General features: G+C 64.6%; 18 protein-coding genes. 2 read left to right on the forward strand and 16 right to left on the reverse strand.

The window, feature by feature from the left end:
• Positions 1–31: 31 nt before the first annotated feature.
• The 3 genes from AC0SZ7_RS12695 to AC0SZ7_RS12705 all read right to left on the reverse strand — a co-directional run bounded on the left by AC0SZ7_RS12695 (position 32) and on the right by AC0SZ7_RS12705 (position 3,326).
• A complete protein-coding gene (locus tag AC0SZ7_RS12695; protein ID WP_475504732.1) occupies positions 32–826 on the reverse strand; it encodes a TorF family putative porin in 795 nt (264 codons plus the stop codon).
• A 144-nt stretch (positions 827–970) separates the two neighbouring features.
• Positions 971–2,074, reverse strand: a complete 1,104-nt coding sequence (locus tag AC0SZ7_RS12700; protein ID WP_475504733.1) for a polyamine ABC transporter substrate-binding protein — start codon at positions 2,072–2,074, stop codon at positions 971–973.
• 19 nt (positions 2,075–2,093) lie between these two features.
• A complete protein-coding gene (locus AC0SZ7_RS12705) occupies positions 2,094–3,326 on the reverse strand; it encodes a serine hydrolase domain-containing protein (RefSeq protein ID WP_475504734.1) in 1,233 nt (410 codons plus the stop codon).
• 129 nt (positions 3,327–3,455) lie between these two features.
• On the opposite strand from AC0SZ7_RS12705, the gene AC0SZ7_RS12710 reads away from it, so the two are divergent.
• Complete coding sequence (locus AC0SZ7_RS12710; RefSeq protein ID WP_475504735.1) at positions 3,456–4,061, forward strand: TetR/AcrR family transcriptional regulator; 606 nt, start codon at positions 3,456–3,458, stop codon at positions 4,059–4,061.
• 220 nt (positions 4,062–4,281) lie between these two features.
• On the opposite strand, the gene AC0SZ7_RS12715 is transcribed toward AC0SZ7_RS12710, so the two are convergent.
• Both AC0SZ7_RS12715 and AC0SZ7_RS12720 read right to left on the reverse strand, forming a co-directional pair.
• Positions 4,282–4,476: a hypothetical protein gene (locus AC0SZ7_RS12715; protein ID WP_475504736.1), complete on the reverse strand. Its 195-nt coding sequence runs from the start codon at positions 4,474–4,476 to the stop codon at positions 4,282–4,284.
• A 384-nt stretch (positions 4,477–4,860) separates the two neighbouring features.
• Positions 4,861–5,655: a sugar phosphate isomerase/epimerase family protein gene (locus AC0SZ7_RS12720; RefSeq protein ID WP_475504737.1), complete on the reverse strand. Its 795-nt coding sequence runs from the start codon at positions 5,653–5,655 to the stop codon at positions 4,861–4,863.
• Between the two features lie 269 nt (positions 5,656–5,924).
• Between AC0SZ7_RS12720 and AC0SZ7_RS12725 the strand changes: the two genes are divergently transcribed.
• Positions 5,925–6,848, forward strand: a complete 924-nt coding sequence (locus tag AC0SZ7_RS12725) for a LysR family transcriptional regulator (protein WP_475504738.1) — start codon at positions 5,925–5,927, stop codon at positions 6,846–6,848.
• 43 nt (positions 6,849–6,891) lie between these two features.
• On the opposite strand, the gene AC0SZ7_RS12730 is transcribed toward AC0SZ7_RS12725, so the two are convergent.
• From AC0SZ7_RS12730 to AC0SZ7_RS12780, 11 genes are all read right to left on the reverse strand, one after another.
• Positions 6,892–7,203, reverse strand: coding sequence for a Dabb family protein (locus AC0SZ7_RS12730; RefSeq protein WP_475504739.1), 312 nt, complete (start codon positions 7,201–7,203; stop codon positions 6,892–6,894).
• 4 nt (positions 7,204–7,207) lie between these two features.
• Positions 7,208–8,398: a multiple monosaccharide ABC transporter permease gene (mmsB, locus tag AC0SZ7_RS12735; RefSeq protein WP_475504740.1), complete on the reverse strand. Its 1,191-nt coding sequence runs from the start codon at positions 8,396–8,398 to the stop codon at positions 7,208–7,210.
• The gene (mmsA, locus tag AC0SZ7_RS12740) at positions 8,395–9,921 is read right to left on the reverse strand and encodes a multiple monosaccharide ABC transporter ATP-binding protein (protein WP_475504741.1); all 1,527 of its coding nucleotides are present in this window, start codon (positions 9,919–9,921) and stop codon (positions 8,395–8,397) included. The genes mmsB and mmsA overlap by 4 nt, the downstream gene beginning before the upstream one ends.
• Positions 9,918–10,988, reverse strand: a complete 1,071-nt coding sequence (gene chvE, locus AC0SZ7_RS12745; protein ID WP_475504742.1) for a multiple monosaccharide ABC transporter substrate-binding protein — start codon at positions 10,986–10,988, stop codon at positions 9,918–9,920. Before chvE ends, mmsA begins: the two co-directional genes overlap by 4 nt.
• 108 nt (positions 10,989–11,096) lie before the next feature.
• Positions 11,097–12,188 (reverse strand): Gfo/Idh/MocA family protein, encoded by a 1,092-nt coding sequence (locus AC0SZ7_RS12750; protein ID WP_475504743.1) that lies wholly within the window; start codon positions 12,186–12,188, stop codon positions 11,097–11,099.
• Between the two features lie 24 nt (positions 12,189–12,212).
• Complete coding sequence (gene iolG, locus AC0SZ7_RS12755) at positions 12,213–13,208, reverse strand: inositol 2-dehydrogenase (RefSeq protein ID WP_475504744.1); 996 nt, start codon at positions 13,206–13,208, stop codon at positions 12,213–12,215.
• Between the two features lie 106 nt (positions 13,209–13,314).
• Entirely contained in the window at positions 13,315–14,181 is an 867-nt protein-coding gene (locus tag AC0SZ7_RS12760; RefSeq protein ID WP_475504745.1) for a sugar phosphate isomerase/epimerase family protein, read from the reverse strand.
• Between the two features lie 41 nt (positions 14,182–14,222).
• Positions 14,223–15,119, reverse strand: coding sequence for an intradiol ring-cleavage dioxygenase (locus AC0SZ7_RS12765; RefSeq protein ID WP_475504746.1), 897 nt, complete (start codon positions 15,117–15,119; stop codon positions 14,223–14,225).
• Positions 15,120–15,164: 45 nt separating this feature from the next.
• A complete protein-coding gene (locus tag AC0SZ7_RS12770; RefSeq protein WP_475504747.1) occupies positions 15,165–16,613 on the reverse strand; it encodes a sugar porter family MFS transporter in 1,449 nt (482 codons plus the stop codon).
• A 116-nt stretch (positions 16,614–16,729) separates the two neighbouring features.
• A complete protein-coding gene (locus tag AC0SZ7_RS12775) occupies positions 16,730–17,245 on the reverse strand; it encodes a hypothetical protein (RefSeq protein WP_475504748.1) in 516 nt (171 codons plus the stop codon).
• Between the two features lie 125 nt (positions 17,246–17,370).
• A complete protein-coding gene (locus tag AC0SZ7_RS12780; protein WP_416424091.1) occupies positions 17,371–18,285 on the reverse strand; it encodes a LysR family transcriptional regulator in 915 nt (304 codons plus the stop codon).
• Between the last annotated feature and the right edge of the window lie 23 nt (positions 18,286–18,308).

An 18,308-nucleotide genomic window follows, 5' to 3' on the forward strand; every position in this document is an offset into this window, starting at 1 on the left:
GAAGGCCTCGACCTGCACAATGAAAAACGGCTTAGAAAGATTTGGTCACGGACGCCACTACCGTGGCGGAACAATCGCCGGCGCTGCCGAACGCCGAATAACATTCGGCCCTGGACAGGTCGGTATCGATGTAGGCCGCCTTCCACAGCAGGCCCAGGAACGGCTTGCTCAATGACACGCCCCAGTCGCGGTAGGTGCTGCGGAACGAGCCGTCGCCGGCCTGGTACGCCTGGTCATCGTGGGTGTCGGTGTAGCCGTAGCGCAGGTTGAGCAGGGTCTGGTAAGGCAGCGGCACGTTGTACTCGACCCAGGTGATGAAGCGGTCGTTGTCGCGCGGCTTGATCACCACGCCATAGGGCGCCAGCTGCGCGGCCAGGGCCTGGCGTGCCGGCGGGTTCTGCAGGTTGCTGGAATACTTGAAGCCCAGCGTGGCGCCGTAGACGCCGAACGTGCCGATCCATTCGTTGAAGTTCACCCAGCTGTCCTTGGGGTAGTCGTAGGCCACGTAGGCCAGGGAAAAGCGCGTGTTCTGGCTCAGGGGCCGGGCAATGCCGGCGTAGTAGTCGAACTCCCGGCGCGTGGCCGTGCCGAAATCGACGTTGGTGGTGAACACCCCGGCGAACAGCCCGCTGGGCTTGTGCACCAGGGTGGCCGCGGTCAACAGCGCCGGGTTGCCCTGGGTCAGCGAGAAGCCGCCCACCCGGTAGTCACTGGCGGCGGTGGCGTCGACGTTGAGCATCACCTCCGGTGTCAGGTCAAAGGCCTGGCTTGGCAACGTGACGCTCGCACTGGCGAGCCCCACGGCCACGAATACCCACTTGTTCATGTACTTCTGCTCCGTTGTTTTGTTTGAAATGGCAGAAAAGTTCAAGCGACAGCTGTTTTGTTTTTGGTGTGTGAATGTTGCGGGTGCAGCGGTTCCCGGGCCGTGCTCAGGAAGCCGGCCTTGCTGGTTAGCGGGTGAACGCGGTCAGACGTCCGAGCGGATGCGGTTCCAAAAGCGCGTGATCAGGCGCTGCACCTTCAACGACGGCGGCTCTATCTGGAACAGCAGCCCGCGGTCCTTGTCCGGCACGAACAGGTTTTCCTCGGCGCGCAACGCCGGGTCTATCAGCGGCGTGCTGGCCGGGTTGGGGTTGGGGTAGCCGATCTCGTTGCTGACGCGGGCGATCACCGCCGGCTGCAGCAGAAAGTCCATGAAGGCATGGGCTTGCACCAGGTTCTTTGCGCCCTTGGGAATGACCATGTCGTCGGACCACATCAGCGTGCCCTGCCGTGGCAAGGCCAGGCCGATGTCATTGCCGTTGTGCGCCGCCTTGGCCATGTTGCGCGCCGCCAGCATGCCGCCCGACCAGCCCAGCGCCACGCAGATATCGCCGTTGGCGAGGTCTTGCGGGTACTTGGCCGAGTTGAAGTAGCGCACGTACGGGCGTATCGACTGCAACAGCGCGGTGGCCTTGTCGTAGTCCGCAGGGTTTGTGCTGCTGGGGTTCAGGCCCAGGTAATGGAGGGCGATGGGGAACACCTCGCTGGGGCTGTCGAGGATGGCCACCCCGCACTGGCTGAGCTTGGCGATGTTCTCAGGCTTGAACAGCAGGTCGTAGTCGCGCATGTCCACGCCCTTGCCCAGCACCGCCTCGACCTTGGCCTTGTTGTAGCCCAGCAGCGTGCTGCCCCACAGGTACGGCACGGCAAAGCGGTTGCCCGGGTCCAGGCCTTCGCGCTGGTGCATCAGCACCGGGTCCAGCTGCTGCCAGTTCGGCAGTTGCTGGCGGGCCAGCGGCAACACCGCCCCCGAGTTGATCAGCGTCGGCAGCTGGCTGCTGCTGGGGAACGCCACGTCGTAGCCGGAGTTGCCGGTCAGCAGCCGCGCTTCCAGGGTTTGCGGGCTGTCGAAGATGTCGTAGATCACCTCGATGCCGGTGCGCTGCTTGAAGTCTTCAAGCACGTCCTTGGGCAGGTACTCGATCCAGTTGTAGATGTGCAACTGGCCGCCGATGGGTTCGGCCCGGGCGCCCAGCCCCGCCACCGCGCACAACAGCCCGGCCAGGCTTGCGGATAACAAGCGTTTCATCGAAAGACTCCAGCAAAGGTCAGGGTTGAAGCGCGGTTGCCAGCGCCCGGATCAGGCGCAGGGTGTCGACGTCCAGCACGCTCTCGGCCACCGGCAGCGAGGACTGCTTGACGATGACCACCTGGCGGCTGAAATCCACGTAAAGGTACTGGCCATGGATGCCCACCGCCAGCAGCGCCTCGCCGGGGTACACGTACCACTGGCTGCGGTAGGTGGCACCGGGGCTCCACTGCGCGAACGCCGGGTTGGCGGCGTACACCGCCGGGTCGCCGCCGGCCAGCACGTTGTCGATCACCTGCCGCGGCAGCAGGCCCTGGCCGCCGGCCAGCAGCATGGCGCCGAAGCGGGCCATGTCGCGCAGGGTGGCGTTGAAGCCGGCGCCGGCGACGTTGCGGCCCCAGGGGTCGGCGATGAAAAAACCGTCGCGGTCACAGCCCAGGCCCTGCCACACCGTGCTCAACTGTTGCGCGCAGCTGACGCCGCTGGCGCGCTCCATCACCCAGGCCAGGGCCTCGGTGGTGGCGGTGACGTAGTGGAAGAAGCCACCGTGCTCGCCCTTCTTGCGGGTGGCGGGCAGGTATTCGTACAGCGATTGGTAAGCTGCCTGCACGTCGGCGGGCGGCAGCGTCAGGCCGCAGGCGTAGCCGAACTGCGAGCTGCCCGAGCGCGGGTCGTCGTAGACCTCTTCGTAATCGATGGCCACCGCCATGTCCAGCAGCTGCCGCACCGTGGCGTCGCCGAAGGCGCTGCCCGCCAGCTCCGGCACGTAGGCCGCCGCCAGCTTGTGCTCGTCGAGCACACCCTGGCGCACCAGGTCCTGGGCCAGCAGGCCGATCAGCGACTTGGTCACCGAGAACATGATGTGCCGCTTCATCGGCGCGTGGCCGTTGAAGTATTGCTCCTGCACCACCGCGCCCGCCTTCATCACCAGCCAGCCGTCGGTGCAACTGGCCTGCAGGTGTTCCTGCAACCCAACGCTCGCCCCGGAGGCGCTTTGGAACTGGAACGCTTCAAGCTGCGGCTCGCCTTGCGGCAGTGGCTGCGCCGGCGCCTGCCCCCGGGTGACGCTGATGCTGGGGCGAATACGGCCCAGGTTCAAGAACGCCCAGCGGTTATACGGCGGCTGCATGAAGTTGCGCCAGGTAACGCGCGCCGCTGGCTGCGGCGGGAAGCCCTGCATCAACGCCGGGTGCGGCTCGGCGTCGGTGGCAGCGTAGGCGCTGCGCAAGGCCTGGTGAAAATCGGTGGTCATGAACGCTTCCCTCTGTCGTGATGGGAATAGTTTTATTGCGATAAAACGTTTTAGTCAAATAAAATGTTTGCCTCGACTAATCCTTCGATTAGAATCAAGCACTTAAACCTTCGGGGGGCGGGAGACGGCATGAGCGGATTGCGTGAAAGGCAGAAACAGCAGCGCCGGGAGGCCATCCTGGAAGCGGCGCTGGCCTTGTTCGACGACCAGGGTTTCGCCGCCACCACGGTCGAGCAGATAGCCGACCGCACCGGGGTATCGATACCCACGGTGTTCAATTACTTCGGCAGCAAGCAGGACATTCTGCTGGCAGTGGTGGAACAGGCCGACCTGCGCGCCGTCACCGATGCGCAGCTGTCGATGCCGGCGTTCGAGAACGCCGTGGACGCCATGTGCCACCTGGAAGCGCTGATCGTGCAACACGAATTGCAGGTGCTGCCGCCCAGCATCTGGCGCGAGCTGCTGCCACTGGGGCTGGTGGGGCCCAAGCCTGCGACCGTGCTGCCGCTGAACGCGCGGCTGGTGGAAGAGATAGCGCGGCTGCTGCGCGACCTGCAGGCGCGCCAGTTGTTGAGCCAGGCCATCGACGTGGATTTCGTGGCGTACTTCCTCAACGACTACAGCTCGATGCAGTTCATGCGGCTGGTGCAGGAAGACCCACCGAACCTTGCCGCGCACCAGGCGCGAGTGCGGCAGATGACACAGATGCTGTTCGACGGCTTGGCACCACGGTGATGGAGGCCCACCCGTAGCAGCTGCCGAAGGCTGCGGCCTGGCCAATTTGGTTCAGCAGGCCCGCCGCCGGACGCAGCCTTCGGCAGCTGCTACATCATCGTGGTTTCAGGCAAACGTTCAGGTCAACCTGGCCCGCTGTAGGAGCGGCCTGTGGCCGCGAAGGCCTTACCGCGCAGGGCCTGAAATACTGCAGCGTCTGCTTCGCGGGCACAGCCCGCTCCTACAGGTGCCCAACAGACAGTTGCTGCTTCAGGAACGCCCGCCACCACTGCGCCTTCGCCGGGCGGCTGCGGGTCAGCACCGCGGGCATGTCCTTCAACTGCACCCACGCCTCATCCTGCCAATACAACACCTTCACCTCGCCTGCCTGCGTGCACATGGCCGACGTTGCCGGCAGCGCGCCGCTTTCGCTCACCAGCAGATGCCTGGCCCATTGGCCGTCGGCCTTGTTGTTGAGTTTTGGGTGGCAGCTGCGTGCAGGTTGACGAACCGGCCAAGACCGGCAGGCCCGAAGGCCTCCCACACGCAGCTGCCATAACACTTATCTCAGGCGTCGATGCCTGAAACAAGCGGTATGGTGCTGCAGGTTTCTTGGTGCAGGTCGTCAAACCTGGTCTTCGATGGTTCGAAGATGGTGCGCAGGGTACGGCTGCACCCAGGCAGTGGCAATCAAAGGAGTGTTAAGGGTTGTGTCGCCCCCCCGTAACAACGACTGTCTTGTGGGAGCTGGCTTGCCAGCGAGCTTTTATGGCCCCAACAGCTCGCTGGCAAGCCAGCTCCCACAAGCTGTAGCAGCCGCCTAAGGCTGCGCCAGCGGTGGGGCTGTTTGCCATTTTTGGCGCAGGAAGGTGACGCTTTCGTGCATGGCCTGCACCGGGTCGGCGCCTTCGGGCAGGCTGCATTCGCTGCTCAGCAGGCCCTGGTAGCCACCCGCCTGCAGGTGGCGGAAGAAGCTGTCGTAGTCGTACTGGCCGGTACCGGGGTTGCGGCGACCGGTGTCGGCCAAGTGCACGTGGCTCAGCCAGCCGGGGTAGGCGCCGACCTCGGCCAGGGGCTCGCGCTCCTGGTCCATGTGGTAGAAGTCGGCCAGGCCGCGTACTTCGTTGCGGTTCACGCGCCGCGCCAGTTGCACGCCCTCACCCACGCTGTTGATGAGGTTCGATTCGCTGCGGTTCAGCGGCTCTATCACCAGCGTGGTGGGGCCGCCTTGCAGCAGGTCGGCGCACCAGCCCAGGGTGTGGGCGAACTGGTCTTCGGCCTGGGCGCGGCTCCAGCCGGGCGGGATGTCGCGGGTCCAGCCGCTGCCCAGCACCACGATGCGCGTGCCGGCCAGCGCCAGCAGCTGCACTACACGCTCGAAGTAGCGGCGGTTGCGCGGCTCGTCGCGCTGCGGGCCGACTATCCTGAAGTCGCGCGGGAACAGGTAGCTGGAGGCCAGCGCCGGCAGGGGCAGGTCGCGGATGCGCTGTTTGGCCGCGGCAAACGCGGCGTCATCTTCAAGGTTCAACGGCACCAGTTGCACCTCGATGTAGTCCAGGCCGGCGGCGGCCATGTCGAGGGCTTTGTCGAGGGTGCCACACCATCCGAATTTCATCTGTGCGTCCTTTGTAGCGGGCCAATGTCGTGTGCGGCGAATGGTGAAACCCGCCTGGCGGGCGGTCAAATCGCCGCCTGCCAATCAGCCCACTGCACGCTGCCCACAGGCGCGCCCACACAGCGCTAAAAATCGTCATTAACCATACAAATCAATGCGTTGCATTTATTCCATTGTGGACTTTGTGTTAATTCCACCCCCTGCGCCAATTCCCCGCAAGTGCGCTGCGTTATGATGACCACCCTCACCCGCCGACAAGGACCTTCACGGTGCTCAACGACGTCCCCCTGCGCGACCTGCAGCTGTTCTGCCTGGTGGTGCGCCACGCCAGTTTCCTCGGTGCCGCCCAGGCCAGCGGCGTTACCCAGGCGTCGGTGAGCAAGCGCATCAAGCAGCTGGAGACGGCGCTGGGGGTGAAACTGCTGCACCGCACCACCCGCAAGGTGAAAATCTCGGAAGCCGGCACCACCGTGTACCAGTACGCCCAGGCGCTGCTGGAGCAGGCGCGCGCACTGGAAGAACAACTGGCCGGCGCGCGGGCCGAACCCACGGGGGCGCTGCGGGTCAGTTCCAGCCAGCGCCTGGGCCGGCGGCATATCGCACCGATCATTAGCGCGCTGCAGCAGGCCCACCCGGGCCTGCGGGTGTGGCTGGAACTGATGGACCGGCGGGTGGACCTGATCGAGGAAGGCTTCGACATCGACATTCGCGTAGGCGAGGTGGAAGAACCGGGGCTGATCCCCCATCACATCGCCAGCACCCCGCGCATCCTGTGCGCCAGCCCCGCGTACCTGGAACGGCACGGCCGGCCGCGCACGCCTACAGACCTCGCCAACCATGACTGCATGGTGTTCCGCGACCGCGACGAGCCGTTCGGCACGTGGAAGCTCAAGGGGCCCGACCGCTGGGAAACGGTCAACGTGACGGGCAGCCTGGCGTCCAATGACAGCGAGGTGGCGTTGCGCTGGTGCCTGGCCGGGCACGGCATCGTGATGATGGCGGACTGGAATGTGCAGCAGCAACTGGGCGACGGCCGCCTGGTGCGGGTGCTGTCGAAATGGAGCCAGCCGGCGGATGTGTGGGCGGTAACCGTGGCCCGCACCGACCAGTCGGCCAAGGTGCGGGTGTGTATTGATTACGTGCGCCGTGAGTTGCGTGAGGGGCCGTATGCGTTGAACCAGGCGCAGCCGTGATGGCCAGCACGCGGCCTTGCGGCCGCTGCTACGGGGCTTTCCTTTACACCACGTAATCCACCTGGTGCCGCGCAATGCGGCAATCGCCCAGCACGCGCTTCACCCGCAGGTGCTCGGGGTGGCTGGCGTACGCTGCCAGGGCCTGGGCCGAGGCGAACTCGCTGTACAGCACCACGTCGCAGGCGTAGTCGATACGGCTGAAGTCCACCCCTACTTCTATTTTCAACAGCCCCGGAATCAACCCCGCCAGCCCTTCGAACTGCTCCTTGACCAACTGGCACGCCTGGCGGTTGCGCTCCGGGGTGTCCCCCGCCAGGTTCCACATCACGATATGCTTGACGGTCTTGTCGTCCATGGCCTCAGCCCTTGTTCTTCTGGTAAACGTCCACGAACACGGCGGCCAGCAGCACCGCCCCCTTGATCATCTGCTGGTAATCGATACCGATGCCCATGATCGACATGCCGTTGTTCAGCACGCCCATGATGAACGCGCCAATCACCACGCCCACCACCTTGCCCACGCCGCCGGAGGCCGAGGCGCCGCCGATGAACACCGCGGCAATCACGTCCAGTTCAAAGCCGGTGCCGCCGCGCGGGGTGGCGCTGTTCAGGCGCGCGACGAAAATCAGCCCCGCCACCGCCGCCAGCACGCCCATGTTGACGAAGGCGAAGAAGGTCACGCGCGCGGTGTTGATGCCCGACAGCCGCGCGGCCTTGAGGTTGCCGCCCACCGCGTACACCCAGCGGCCGATCACCGTGCGGTTCATGATGAAGGTGTACAGGCCAATCAGCACGCTCATGATCACCAGCACCGTGGGGATGCCACGGTAGGTGGACAGCAGGTAGCAGAAGTACACGATCAGCGCAGTGACCACGCCGTTTTTCAGGGCAAACACCAGCATCGGCGCCACGTTGCCGCCACTTTTCAAGGTGCGCAGGCGGCTGCGGTATTCGATCACCCAGAACGCCACGGCCACGGCAATGCCCAGCAGCAGCGAGGTGACGCGCAAGTGTTCATGGCTGAACAGTTCCGGCACGAAGCCCGAGCTGATGGCCGAGAACGCCGGCGGGAACGGGCCAATGGACTGCCCCTGGGAGATGGCGATGGTGGCGCCACGGAAAATCAGCATGCCCGCCAGGGTGACGATGAACGACGGCATGCCCCACACCGCCACCCAATAGCCCTGGGCTGCGCCGATCAAGGCACCGGCCAGCAGGCAGATCAGGGTGACGGTGAAGAAATCCAGGCGGTACTGCACCATCAGCACTGCGGCGATGGAGCCGACCACGCCCACCACCGAACCGACCGACAGGTCGATATGGCCGCAGACGATGACCATCAGCATGCCCAGCGCCATCACCACGATGTAGCTGTTCTGCAGCAGCAGGTTGGTGAGGTTCAGCGGTTGCATCAGCGCACCGCCGGTGGCCACCTGGAAGAACACCATGATGACAATCAGCGACACCAGCAGGCCATATTCGCGCGCGCCGCGCTTGAACGAGGTCAGGGGGCCGGGTTTGGAAGAGAGAGGCAGGCTGGCTTCGCTCATTGGATCACCTCGTTTTTCATGATTGCGTGCATGATTTTTTCCTGCGAGGCGTCGGCGGCGAGGAACTCGCCCACGAAACGCCCTTCGTTCATCACATAGATACGGTCACAGGTGCCCAACAGCTCTGGCATCTCCGAAGAGATCATCACCACCGCGCGCCCCTCGCTGACCACCTGGTTGACCACCCCGTAGATCTCGTACTTGGCGCCCACGTCGATGCCGCGGGTGGGCTCGTCGAGGATCAGCACCTTGGGGTCGGAGAACAGCCACTTGCCCAGCACCACCTTCTGCTGGTTGCCGCCCGAGAGCTTTTCCACCGATTGGGTCACGTCCGGGCTGCGAATGCGCAACCGCGCGCGAAAGCCGTCGGCCACCGCCGTTTCGCCCAGTTCGTTCATCACCCAGCGCCGCGACACGGCGGCCAGGTTGGCCATGGAGGTGTTGTGGGTGATGCTGTCGCCCAGCACCAGGCCGGCGCCCTTGCGGTCTTCGGTGGCATAGGCCAGGCCCTGGTCGATGGCCTTGCGCACGGTGCCCAGGTCCACTTCGCGGCCCTCCAGGCGCGCCGTGCCACGTATGTTGACGCCGTAGGAACGGCCGAACACGCTCATGGCGAACTCGGTGCGGCCGGCGCCCATCAAGCCGGCGATGCCCACCACTTCGCCGCGGCGCACGTGGAAGTTGATGTTGCGCACGCGGTCGCGCTCGGGCCGCTGGGGGTCGCCCACCGACCAGTCGCGCACCTCGAACAGCGTCTCGCCAAGGGCCGGCACGCGCGTGGGGTAGCGGTCGGACAGCTCGCGGCCGACCATGCTGCGCACCACCCTGCCCTCGTCGATGCCATCGGCGCGGCAGTCGATGACGTCAACAGTGCTGCCATCGCGGATCACCGTGATCTCATCGGCCACGCGGCCTATCTCGTTGAGCTTGTGCGAGATGATGATCGAGGTGATGCCGCGCCCCTTCAGCTCCAGCATCAGCCGCAGCAGGGTGTCGCTGTCTTTCTCGTTGAGGCTGGCGGTGGGCTCGTCGAGGATCAGCAGGCGCACGTCCTTGGCCAGTGCCTTGGCAATTTCCACCATCTGTTGCTGGCCGATGCCCAGGTTGCCCACCAGGGTCTGCGGCCGTGCGTTCAGGCCCACCCGCGCCAGCAGGTCGCGGGCCTTGAGGTGCGCCGCGTCCCAGTCGATCACACCGTGGTGGGCGATTTCGTTGCCCAGGAACAGGTTTTCGGTGATCGACAGCATCGGCACCAGCGCCAGCTCCTGGTGGATGATGCAGATGCCCAGCGCCTCGCTGTCACGCAGGCGCTGGAAGGTGCGCGGTGCACCGTCGAAAATGATTTCACCGTCGAAGCTGCCGTGCGGGTAGACGCCACTGAGGATCTTCATCAGCGTCGACTTGCCGGCACCGTTCTCGCCACAGATGGCGTGGATCTCGCCCGCGCCCACCTTGAGGTTGACACCGCTCAGCGCCTTCACCGCGCCGAAGCTTTTGCGGATGTCGCGCATCTGCAGAATCATTGCAGCTGCGCCTGGGTGTAGAACTTGGTGTCGTCCACCAGCACTCTCTGCCAGTTGCCGCCGTCCACCAGTTGCGGGGTCAGCAGCTGGGTGGGCACTACCATGGAGCCGTTGTCGTAGGAGGTGGTGTCGTTGACGCTGACCGCCTTGCCGCTGAGTTCGGCGTCCATCATCTGCGCTGCAGCCCCGGCCAGCGCGCGGGTGTCCTTGAAGACAGTGGAGGTCTGGTCGCCGCGGATGATCGACTTGACGCTGCCCACTTCGGCGTCCTGGCCGGTGACGATCGGCATGGCCGCCTTGCCGCTGCCGTAGCCCACGCCGCGCAGCGAGGACACCACGCCGTTGGCGATCTGGTCGTTCATGGCCAGCACGGCGTCCAGGTGCGCGGTGCTGTAGAAGGCGCTAAGCAGGTTGTCCATGCGCGCCTGGGCCAGGGCCCCGTCCCAGTTCGGCGTGGCCACTTTGTCGATGGCCTGCTGGCCGCTGCGAATCACCAGTTTGCCGCTGTCGATGTACGGTTTGAGCTGCGACATCACCCCGGCGTACACCACGTGGGCATTGTTGTCGTCGGTGGAGCCGGCGAAAATTTCCAGGTTGAACGGGCCCTTGCCTTCCTTCAGGTGCAGCGCATCGACGATGGACTGGCCCTGCAGCACGCCGGTGCGGTAGTTGTCGAAGGTAACGTAGTAGTCGAAGTCCTTGGAATTGCGGATCAGCCGGTCATAGCTGATGACCTTGATGCCCTTCTCTTTCGCCTGCTTGAGCACATCGGCCATGGTGGTGCCGTCGATGGGCGCGACGATCAGGCCCTTGATGCCCTTGACCATCATGTTTTCGATTTGCGACAGCTGCGTGGGCGCCTCGTACTGGGCGTATTGCAGGTCGGTGTCGTAGCCCAGCTGCTTCAGCGAGTCGACGATGTTGGCACCATCCGACACCCAGCGCGCCTCGGTTTTCGACGGCATGGCGATGCCGATGGTGCCCTTGGTGTTGCTTTCCTGTTTGTTGCAGGCGGCCAGTGCCACCCCCAGTATCACGACAGCAGCGGCCTTGATGAATGTATGCATGGCGTCCTCGACTTTGTTGTTGTGGTTTTCTCGGGCATGCAGAGCCCCAGTCGGCTCGAAATCAATCGAGCCGAACGGGCACTTCGCGTACCGGGACTGCGGGTGGTGTTACAGCGCCAGGGCGACTTCCTGGCCGTTGGCATCAGCGGACTCGAACAGGGCTTCGAGGATCACGTTGATGTCATGGGCCTGGGTGGCCGGCACGTTGGATGGCGCGCCGGTGTACACCGAGTGCATGAAGGCCGCGGCTTCGCGGTCGAAATACACCGGGTTGCCGATCTCGGCGATTTCCGGCGAATAGACGGTCTTGCGCACCGCCCAGATCTCCGGGAAGCTGTTTTCGTTCCAGTGGGTCCAGCCCTGCTGGTGGCCGTTCTTGCCGTCGTGGTACAGCTTGTACGAGGCAGGCATGGGCGTGGAATGCATCACGCCGTGGGTGCCGTAGGCGGTGATGTCCCAGCTTTCGGTCCAGGGCATCGGGTCCCAGGACATGAAGTCGATGGTCACCAGCTTGTCGTCATAGTTGAGCACCGCGCCCACGGCATCTTCGCGGGCCGAATCGCTCATCTGCCCGGCGAACTTGGTGATGCGCGCGTTCACCGATTTCGGCTTGCCGAAGTGCAGCAGAATGCGGTCGATGGTGTGGCAGCCGATCACGTAGAACGCGCCGCCACGGTCGCCCGGCTGCTTCATGTGGTTGGTGTCGGCCTCGTCGTGGGAGCAGCCGGCGTGGGCGCGCACCTGCAGCACCTTGCCGATCTCGCCGCTCTGCAGCACCTGCTGCATCTTTTCCACCGACGGCGCGTAGCGCCAGCAGTAGCCCACCTGGAACAGGCCGCCGGTGCGCTCTACCGCTTCGACGATGCGCAGGGTGTCCTGGGTGCCGCGGCCGGCGGGTTTTTCGCACAGCACCGCCTTGCCGGCTTCCAGGGCCTCGATGGCCCAGTCGGCCATCAGGTAGCTCTTGGGGTGCACCAGCACGATGTGCACATTGGGGTCGGCGAGGATTTCTTCCTTGTTGCGCGGCTGCACGTCCAGGGCGTCGCAGAACGGCTGCAGCAGCGGCGTGTCGTCGTAGGCACCGTGGAACTGCACGTTGGCCAGGCGCTTGAACGCCTTGACGCGGCCCGAGGTGTGCGGGTGGGTGATGCCCAGGCAGGCCACGCCGATAGCGGTGCCGCGCTCACGTTGGTAAGTCATGGTTGTTCTCCTGTTATCCGCGGCTTAAAGCTTGACCGTGCGGCCGCTGGCCACCGATTCCACGCAAGCGTCGGCCAGCTTCAGGGCTTTCAGGCCATCCTGCACGGTGGTAGGCAGCGGCTTCTTGTGCACCAGGGCGTCGATGTAGGCTTCCAGTTCCGACTTGTAGGCCTGCTGGTAACGTTCCAGGAAGAAGTTCAGCAGCGGCTCGCGGGCGTCGGTGACGTCCTGGCTCCAGCGGCGGATGGTAGTGGGCCGCAGGTTGTCCATTTGCAGCATGCCCTTGGCGCCGAACACCTCGATGCGCTGGTCGTAGCCGTACACCGCGTTGCGGCAGTTGTTGATGTGGCACTGCTTGCCCGAGGCGGTTTGCATCTGCACCATGGCGGTGTCGTAGTCGTCGTACTTTTCCATCATGGCCGGGTCGATCAGGCGGCTGCCGATGGCGTTGATTTCCACCGGTTCCTCGCCCAGCAGCCAGCGGCCGATGTCCAGGTCGTGAATGGTCATGTCGCGGAAGATGCCACCCGAATGCTGTATGTAGTCTTCCGGTGCCAGGCCCGGGTCGCGGCTGGTGATGACCACCTGGCGCACTTCGCCGATGTCGCCGGCGTCGATGGCAGCGCGCATTTCGGCGAAGGTGCTCTCGAAGCGGCGGTTGAAGGCCAGCATCACGCGGCCGTTCAGGCGCTCCACTTCTTCCACCGCTGCCAGGCTCTTGGCCATGTCCAGGTCGATGGGTTTTTCGCACAGCACCGCCTTGCCCTGGCGCACGGCGCGCAGCATCAGGTTGATGTGGGTGTGGGTGGGCGTGCCGATGACGATGGCGTCGACGTCGGCGCGGTCGATGGCCGCCTCGCAATCGGTCATGGCTTCGGCGCCCAGCTCATCGGCCAGGCGCGAGGCGGCCTCGGCGAAGGGGTCGGCCACCACCACCAGTCTGGCCAGTTTGCTCGCGGCCACGTTGGCTGCGTGGATCTTGCCGATACGGCCTGCGCCCAATACTGCGATACCTACCATGTTGTTTCTCCTGAAAACGCTGTTGTTTGTATGTGTGGGAGCTGGCTTGCCAGCGAGCTGTTGAACGGCTGAAAAGCTCGCTGGCAAGCCAGCTCCCACATTTTTTTCAGAACTTGATGTTTTCAAACTGCGCCATGGTGGTGTCGAAGGCCCGCTTGGCCGCAACTTCCAAAGGCAGCTTGCGCAGCTCGGCGCTGATCAACTCCACGCCCCATGGGCCGCGGTAGCCAACGTTGACCACTTGCTGGATGAATTCGGGCACGTCCAGCTGGCCTTCGCCGCACAGCTTGCGGTGGTGGGTGGAGTCGTTGAAGAACGACTCGACCACCGCATGGTTGGCGTCGTCCAGCTCGATGGACTTGATCAGCTCCAGCGGGATCTTGCTGATTTCGTCAAAGCTCATGCCGCCACGGGCCACGTGCCAGGTGTCCACCAGCAGGCCGCCGTTGGGGCGCACGCCTTCGGTGACGGCGATGGCGCGGTCGATGGTGTTGACGCTGGAGAACGGCAGGAACTCGATCACCACGTTGGTGCCGTAGGGGGCGGCGGCATCACAGAGGATGGCAAAGGCATCACGCATGCGTGCCACGTCAGGTGGGCCTTCCTCGAACAGCCCGCCGGCCACTTTCAGGCTGCGCGCGCCCAGCTCGCCGGCAATTTCCAGCAGCTCGTCGCGAACCACGTGGGAGGCTGCCAGCACGTCACCTTCCAGGTGCCAGTCGGTCAGGAACTCGACTTCCACGTGCTTGATGCCGTTGTCCTTGAGGATATTGCGCACGGTGGCAATGCCCAGCTTGGCGACGTTGTGCACCAAGTCCGCGTGCACCAGGCCCATGCCGCGCCAGCCGGCCTTGGCCGCCGCCTCGGCACGCGCCTGCAGGGAAAACGGGCTGATCTCGCTGGGCGCGCCGGGGTAGGTATCACCGGCCAGGGTCCAGTAGGCTGCAAGCAGTTCAACATTTTTGTCGGGCATGTCGATCACTTTTGATTGTCGTTGAAGATCGGGTCGAGGTATCAGGCCGTAGTCAGGACGAAGTCCCAGTTCACAGCCAGGTAAGGCACTTGCAGGTCATAGCGTTGAGCGGTGGCCGCGTCGCTCTGCGTGGTGAATTGGGCGATCAGCTCTTTCTTCACGCCAAACACGGTGTCCTCGTGCAGGTACGGGCAGTCGGGGGTGAAGATGTGGGTAATGACCTGGTCGTAGCCGGGCGCGGTGACGATGAAGTGCAGGTGCGCGGCGCGGTTGGGGTGGCGCCCCAGCTGGCCCAGCAGCTTGCCCACCGGGCCGTCGGCCGGAATCGGGTAATGCCGTGGCTTCACCGTGCGGAAGGCGTAGTAGCCGTCGGCGTCGGTGGTGAACAGGCCGCGCAGGTTGTACTCGGGCTGCACGCCCTTCTGCTGCACGTCGTAGAAACCGTCGTCGTTGGTCTGCCAGATGTCCAGGGTGGCGCCGACCACCGGGTTGCCCGCGGTGTCCAGCACCCGGCCGCTGACCAGGGTGGGCTCGCCCTTGCCGTCCAGGCAGATGTTGGCGCCGTTCTCGTAGCGCGGCGCGTCGGCCACGTAGAACGGCCCGAGGATGGTGTTGGGGGTGGCGCCACTGGGGCGGCGGTGGTTGATGGCGTCCACCAGCATGGTCACGCCCAGCACATCAGACAGCAGAATGTATTCCTGGCGCCAATCGGTGCACATGTGGCCGGTGGTGGTGAGGAATTCGATGGCCTTGAACCACTCTTCGTGGGTGGGCTCGATTTCCTTGATGGCCGCGTGCAGGTGGCGGGTGATGACTGACATGACCTCGCGCAGGCGCGGGTCGGCTTCGGCGGTGATGCGCGCGTTGACGATCTCGGCCGAACGCTCTTCCTCGAAGAGCCCGCCTACGGGCGTGTCGGTGTTCAGGTGAGCAGTCATGGCTTGATGTCCTTGATCATTATTGTGGAAGGCCGGTGGTCGGTGTCAGCAGGCATTGGCATTGGCGTTGGCACTGGCGCGGCGCCAGGTGCGGCCGCCCAGGCGCTGCTGCATGAATTGCTCGATCTGCTCCAGGGTCATGCCCTTGGTCTCTGGCAGCCACAGGGTGCAGAACACGATGGAGCCGATGTTGATGACGGCGAACAGGAAGAAAGTCATGCCGCCCATCACGCTGAGCATCAGCGGGAAGGCGAAGGCGACGACGGCGTTGAACAGCCAGAAGATGCCGACGCTGATGCCGTTCATCAAACCGCGCACGTGGGTGGGGAACAGTTCGGACATCAGCAGCCAGTACACCGGGCCGATGCACATCTGCATGAAGAACAGGAACATCAGCACGCCGCCCAGCGCCAGGTAGCTTTGCAGCAGCGAGTGGGGCATGAAGTTCATCACCACGCCGAGGAAGATCTGCGCCAGCACCACCACGGTCAGGCCCATCAGCAGGATCGTGCGCCGGCCCATGCGGTTGATCAACCACATGCCGATCAGCGTCGCCACCACCGCCACCACGCCGTTGCCGATGGTGGCGATCAGTGCGGCGTGGGTGCCCATGCCGGTTTCCTTGAGGATCATGGGGGTGTAGTACATGAAGGCGTTGACGCCGGTGAACTGGATAATGAAGCCCAGGGCAATGCCGATGCCCAGCAGCTTGAGCAGCCACGGTTCGGCCAGTTTGCCGAGCGTGCCGCCGTGGCGCCGTTCCACTTCGCACTGGGCGATGATTTCCTTGAGCTCGCGGTCCACTTCACGGCGGGTGTCACGGATGCCCAGCAACGTGGCCTTGGCTTCGTCGATGCGGCCCTTGCTGACCAACCAGCGCGGTGAGGAAGGCACGAAATGCATGCCCACGTACAGCAGCGCCGCCGGAATCAGCGCGATGGCCAGCATGTAGCGCCACACCGACGGGCTTTCGAACAGGTGCACAAGGCCGGCGCTGGCGATGTAGGCCAGGCATTGGCCGGAGACGATCATCAGTTCACTCTGGCACACCAGCCGGCCGCGATGCTTGGGCGCGGCCAGCTCGGCGATCAGCACCGGCACCGCCGACGAGGCGCCGCCCACGGCAATGCCCAGCACGAAGCGGGTGGCGACCATGCTCCACAGGGTGGGCGACAGCGCAGTGCCCAGGGCGCCCAGGGCAAACAGCACGGCCAGGGCCTTGAGCACGCCCAGGCGGCCATAACGGTCGGAGAGTTGGCCGGCGAACAGTGCGCCGAAAGCGCCGCCGAAGATCAGTGCCGAGGCCACCAGGCCTTCGGACATGGGCGTAAGGCCCAGGCCGCCCTGGGCGGGTTCCAGGGCCATGAATGGCAATGCGCCGGAGATGACCCCGGTGTCGTAACCGAACCCCAACGAGCCCATGGTGGTGATGGCGGCAATGCGCCAGAGGATTTTCGCGGACGCGCCAACGGCGGCGGTTTGGTTACTGGACATGAGGTCAACCTTTATTGAATTTATGTGTACGCTCAGTGGGGGTCGAGACTACCGGGGTTGAAGTGGAAGAAAAATGCCGCAACGGCAAATGTGTTTTCCGCTGGGTGGAAGACTGGTCAGCAGTTCGGGCGGGCGCCGTCCTTTCCCAGGAACACCGCGGCGTGGCCGGACGCCGCCTCACGGCAGCTGCTACGCGGCACCTTGCCCACGCCCCGTAGCAGCGGCCACAGGCCGCGTCCAATTTCCAGGAACACCGCAGCGCAACCGGACGCCGCCTCACGGCAGCTGCTACGCGGCACCTTGCCCACGCCCCGTAGCAGCGGCCACAGGCCGCGTCCAGATACGCCGCTTATCCCCAGGAACACCGCGGCGCAATCGGACGCCGCCTCACGGCAGCTGCTACGCGGCACCTTGCCCACGCCCCGTAGCAGCGGCCACAGGCCGCGTCCAGATACGCCGCTTATCCCCAGGAACACCGCGGCGCAACCGGACGCCGCCTCACGGCAGCTGCTACGCGGCACCTTGCCCACGCCCCGTAGCAGCGGCCACAGGCCGCGTCCAGATACGCCGCTTATCCCCAGGAACACCGCGGCGTGGCCGGACGCCGCCTCACGGCAGCTGCTACGCGGCACCTTGGCCACGCCCTGTAGCAGCGGCCACAGGCCGCGTCCAAATACGCCACGTATTCCCAGGAACACCGCAGCGCGGCCAGACGCCGCCTCACGGCAGCTGCTACGCGATGCGTCGCTTACGCAGGTCAACGGGTCCAATAACGCTCGTGTTCATGTTTATTGAAATCGGCCAGCAGGAATTCAATGAACACGCGCAACTTCGCCGGCATGTAGCGCCGGCTCTGGAATGCCATGTTGATGGTCAGCCGTGGCAAATCCCAATCGTCCAGCACCGGTATCAGCCGCCCCGCCACAAGGTCGGCGTTGATGATGTACTTGGGCTGCACCAGGATGCCGCCGCCGGCCAGGGCGGCAGCGCGCACTATCTGGCCGTCGTTGGTTTCCAGGATCGGCTCGGCCTTGAACGCCGCCTCTTCCTTGCCTCGGGTGAAGCGCATGGTGCGCGGCTGGTTGGCGTGGCTGTAGATCAGCAGGTCATGGTTGGCCAGGTCGTCGATCGACCTGGGCGTGCCCTTGCGCTGCAGGTAGCCGGGGGACGCCGCCAGCACCCGGCGGGTCTCGGCCAGGCGGCGAATGGTGATGTTGGAGTCCGGCTCGTATTCCTTGGTGCGGATGGCCAGGTCGATCTCGCTGTCGATGATGTCGAAGTAGCGGTTCTCGCCCAGCAGCTTCACGGTGATGTGCGGGTACAGCTTGCGGAACGCCGGAATCAGCGGCGCGATGTGCAGCATGCAGAAGGAAATCGACGAGGTGATGGTCAGCGTGCCCACGGGCTGCACCAGCGATTCACTCAGCGAGGCCTCGGCTTCCTTCAACTCGCCCAGCAGGCTTTTGCAGCTGGTATAGAACTGATGGCCGGAATTGGTCAGGGCCAGGCGCCGGGTATTGCGGTCGATCAGCCGCGTGTTCAGGCGCTGCTCCAGCGCCACCAGGTGGCGGCTGGCGGCGGCGTTCGAAAGGCCCAGAATCTCTGCCGCCTTGCTCAGGGTGCCCACTTCGGCGGTCAGTACAAACAGCTCAAGTTCGGTCAGGCGGTCCACTGTGTACGTCCTTTTTATTTTTT

Source organism: Pseudomonas sp. JC1203, from assembly GCF_056175065.1.

Bases quoted from the DNA above. Each gene is read 5' to 3' on its own strand.
- AC0SZ7_RS12695 (WP_475504732.1), bottom strand. From the start codon at position 826: ATGAACAAGTGGGTATTCGTGGCCGTGGGGCTCGCCAGTGCGAGCGTC.
- AC0SZ7_RS12700 (WP_475504733.1), bottom strand. From the start codon at position 2,074: ATGAAACGCTTGTTATCCGCAAGCCTGGCCGGGCTGTTGTGCGCGGTG.
- AC0SZ7_RS12705 (WP_475504734.1), bottom strand. From the start codon at position 3,326: ATGACCACCGATTTTCACCAGGCCTTGCGCAGCGCCTACGCTGCCACC.
- AC0SZ7_RS12710 (WP_475504735.1), top strand. From the start codon at position 3,456: ATGAGCGGATTGCGTGAAAGGCAGAAACAGCAGCGCCGGGAGGCCATC.
- AC0SZ7_RS12720 (WP_475504737.1), bottom strand. From the start codon at position 5,655: ATGAAATTCGGATGGTGTGGCACCCTCGACAAAGCCCTCGACATGGCC.
- AC0SZ7_RS12730 (WP_475504739.1), bottom strand. From the start codon at position 7,203: ATGGACGACAAGACCGTCAAGCATATCGTGATGTGGAACCTGGCGGGG.
- mmsB (WP_475504740.1), bottom strand. From the start codon at position 8,398: ATGAGCGAAGCCAGCCTGCCTCTCTCTTCCAAACCCGGCCCCCTGACC.
- mmsA (WP_475504741.1), bottom strand. From the start codon at position 9,921: ATGATTCTGCAGATGCGCGACATCCGCAAAAGCTTCGGCGCGGTGAAG.
- chvE (WP_475504742.1), bottom strand. From the start codon at position 10,988: ATGCATACATTCATCAAGGCCGCTGCTGTCGTGATACTGGGGGTGGCA.
- AC0SZ7_RS12750 (WP_475504743.1), bottom strand. From the start codon at position 12,188: ATGACTTACCAACGTGAGCGCGGCACCGCTATCGGCGTGGCCTGCCTG.
- iolG (WP_475504744.1), bottom strand. From the start codon at position 13,208: ATGGTAGGTATCGCAGTATTGGGCGCAGGCCGTATCGGCAAGATCCAC.
- AC0SZ7_RS12760 (WP_475504745.1), bottom strand. From the start codon at position 14,181: ATGCCCGACAAAAATGTTGAACTGCTTGCAGCCTACTGGACCCTGGCC.
- AC0SZ7_RS12765 (WP_475504746.1), bottom strand. From the start codon at position 15,119: ATGACTGCTCACCTGAACACCGACACGCCCGTAGGCGGGCTCTTCGAG.
- AC0SZ7_RS12770 (WP_475504747.1), bottom strand. From the start codon at position 16,613: ATGTCCAGTAACCAAACCGCCGCCGTTGGCGCGTCCGCGAAAATCCTC.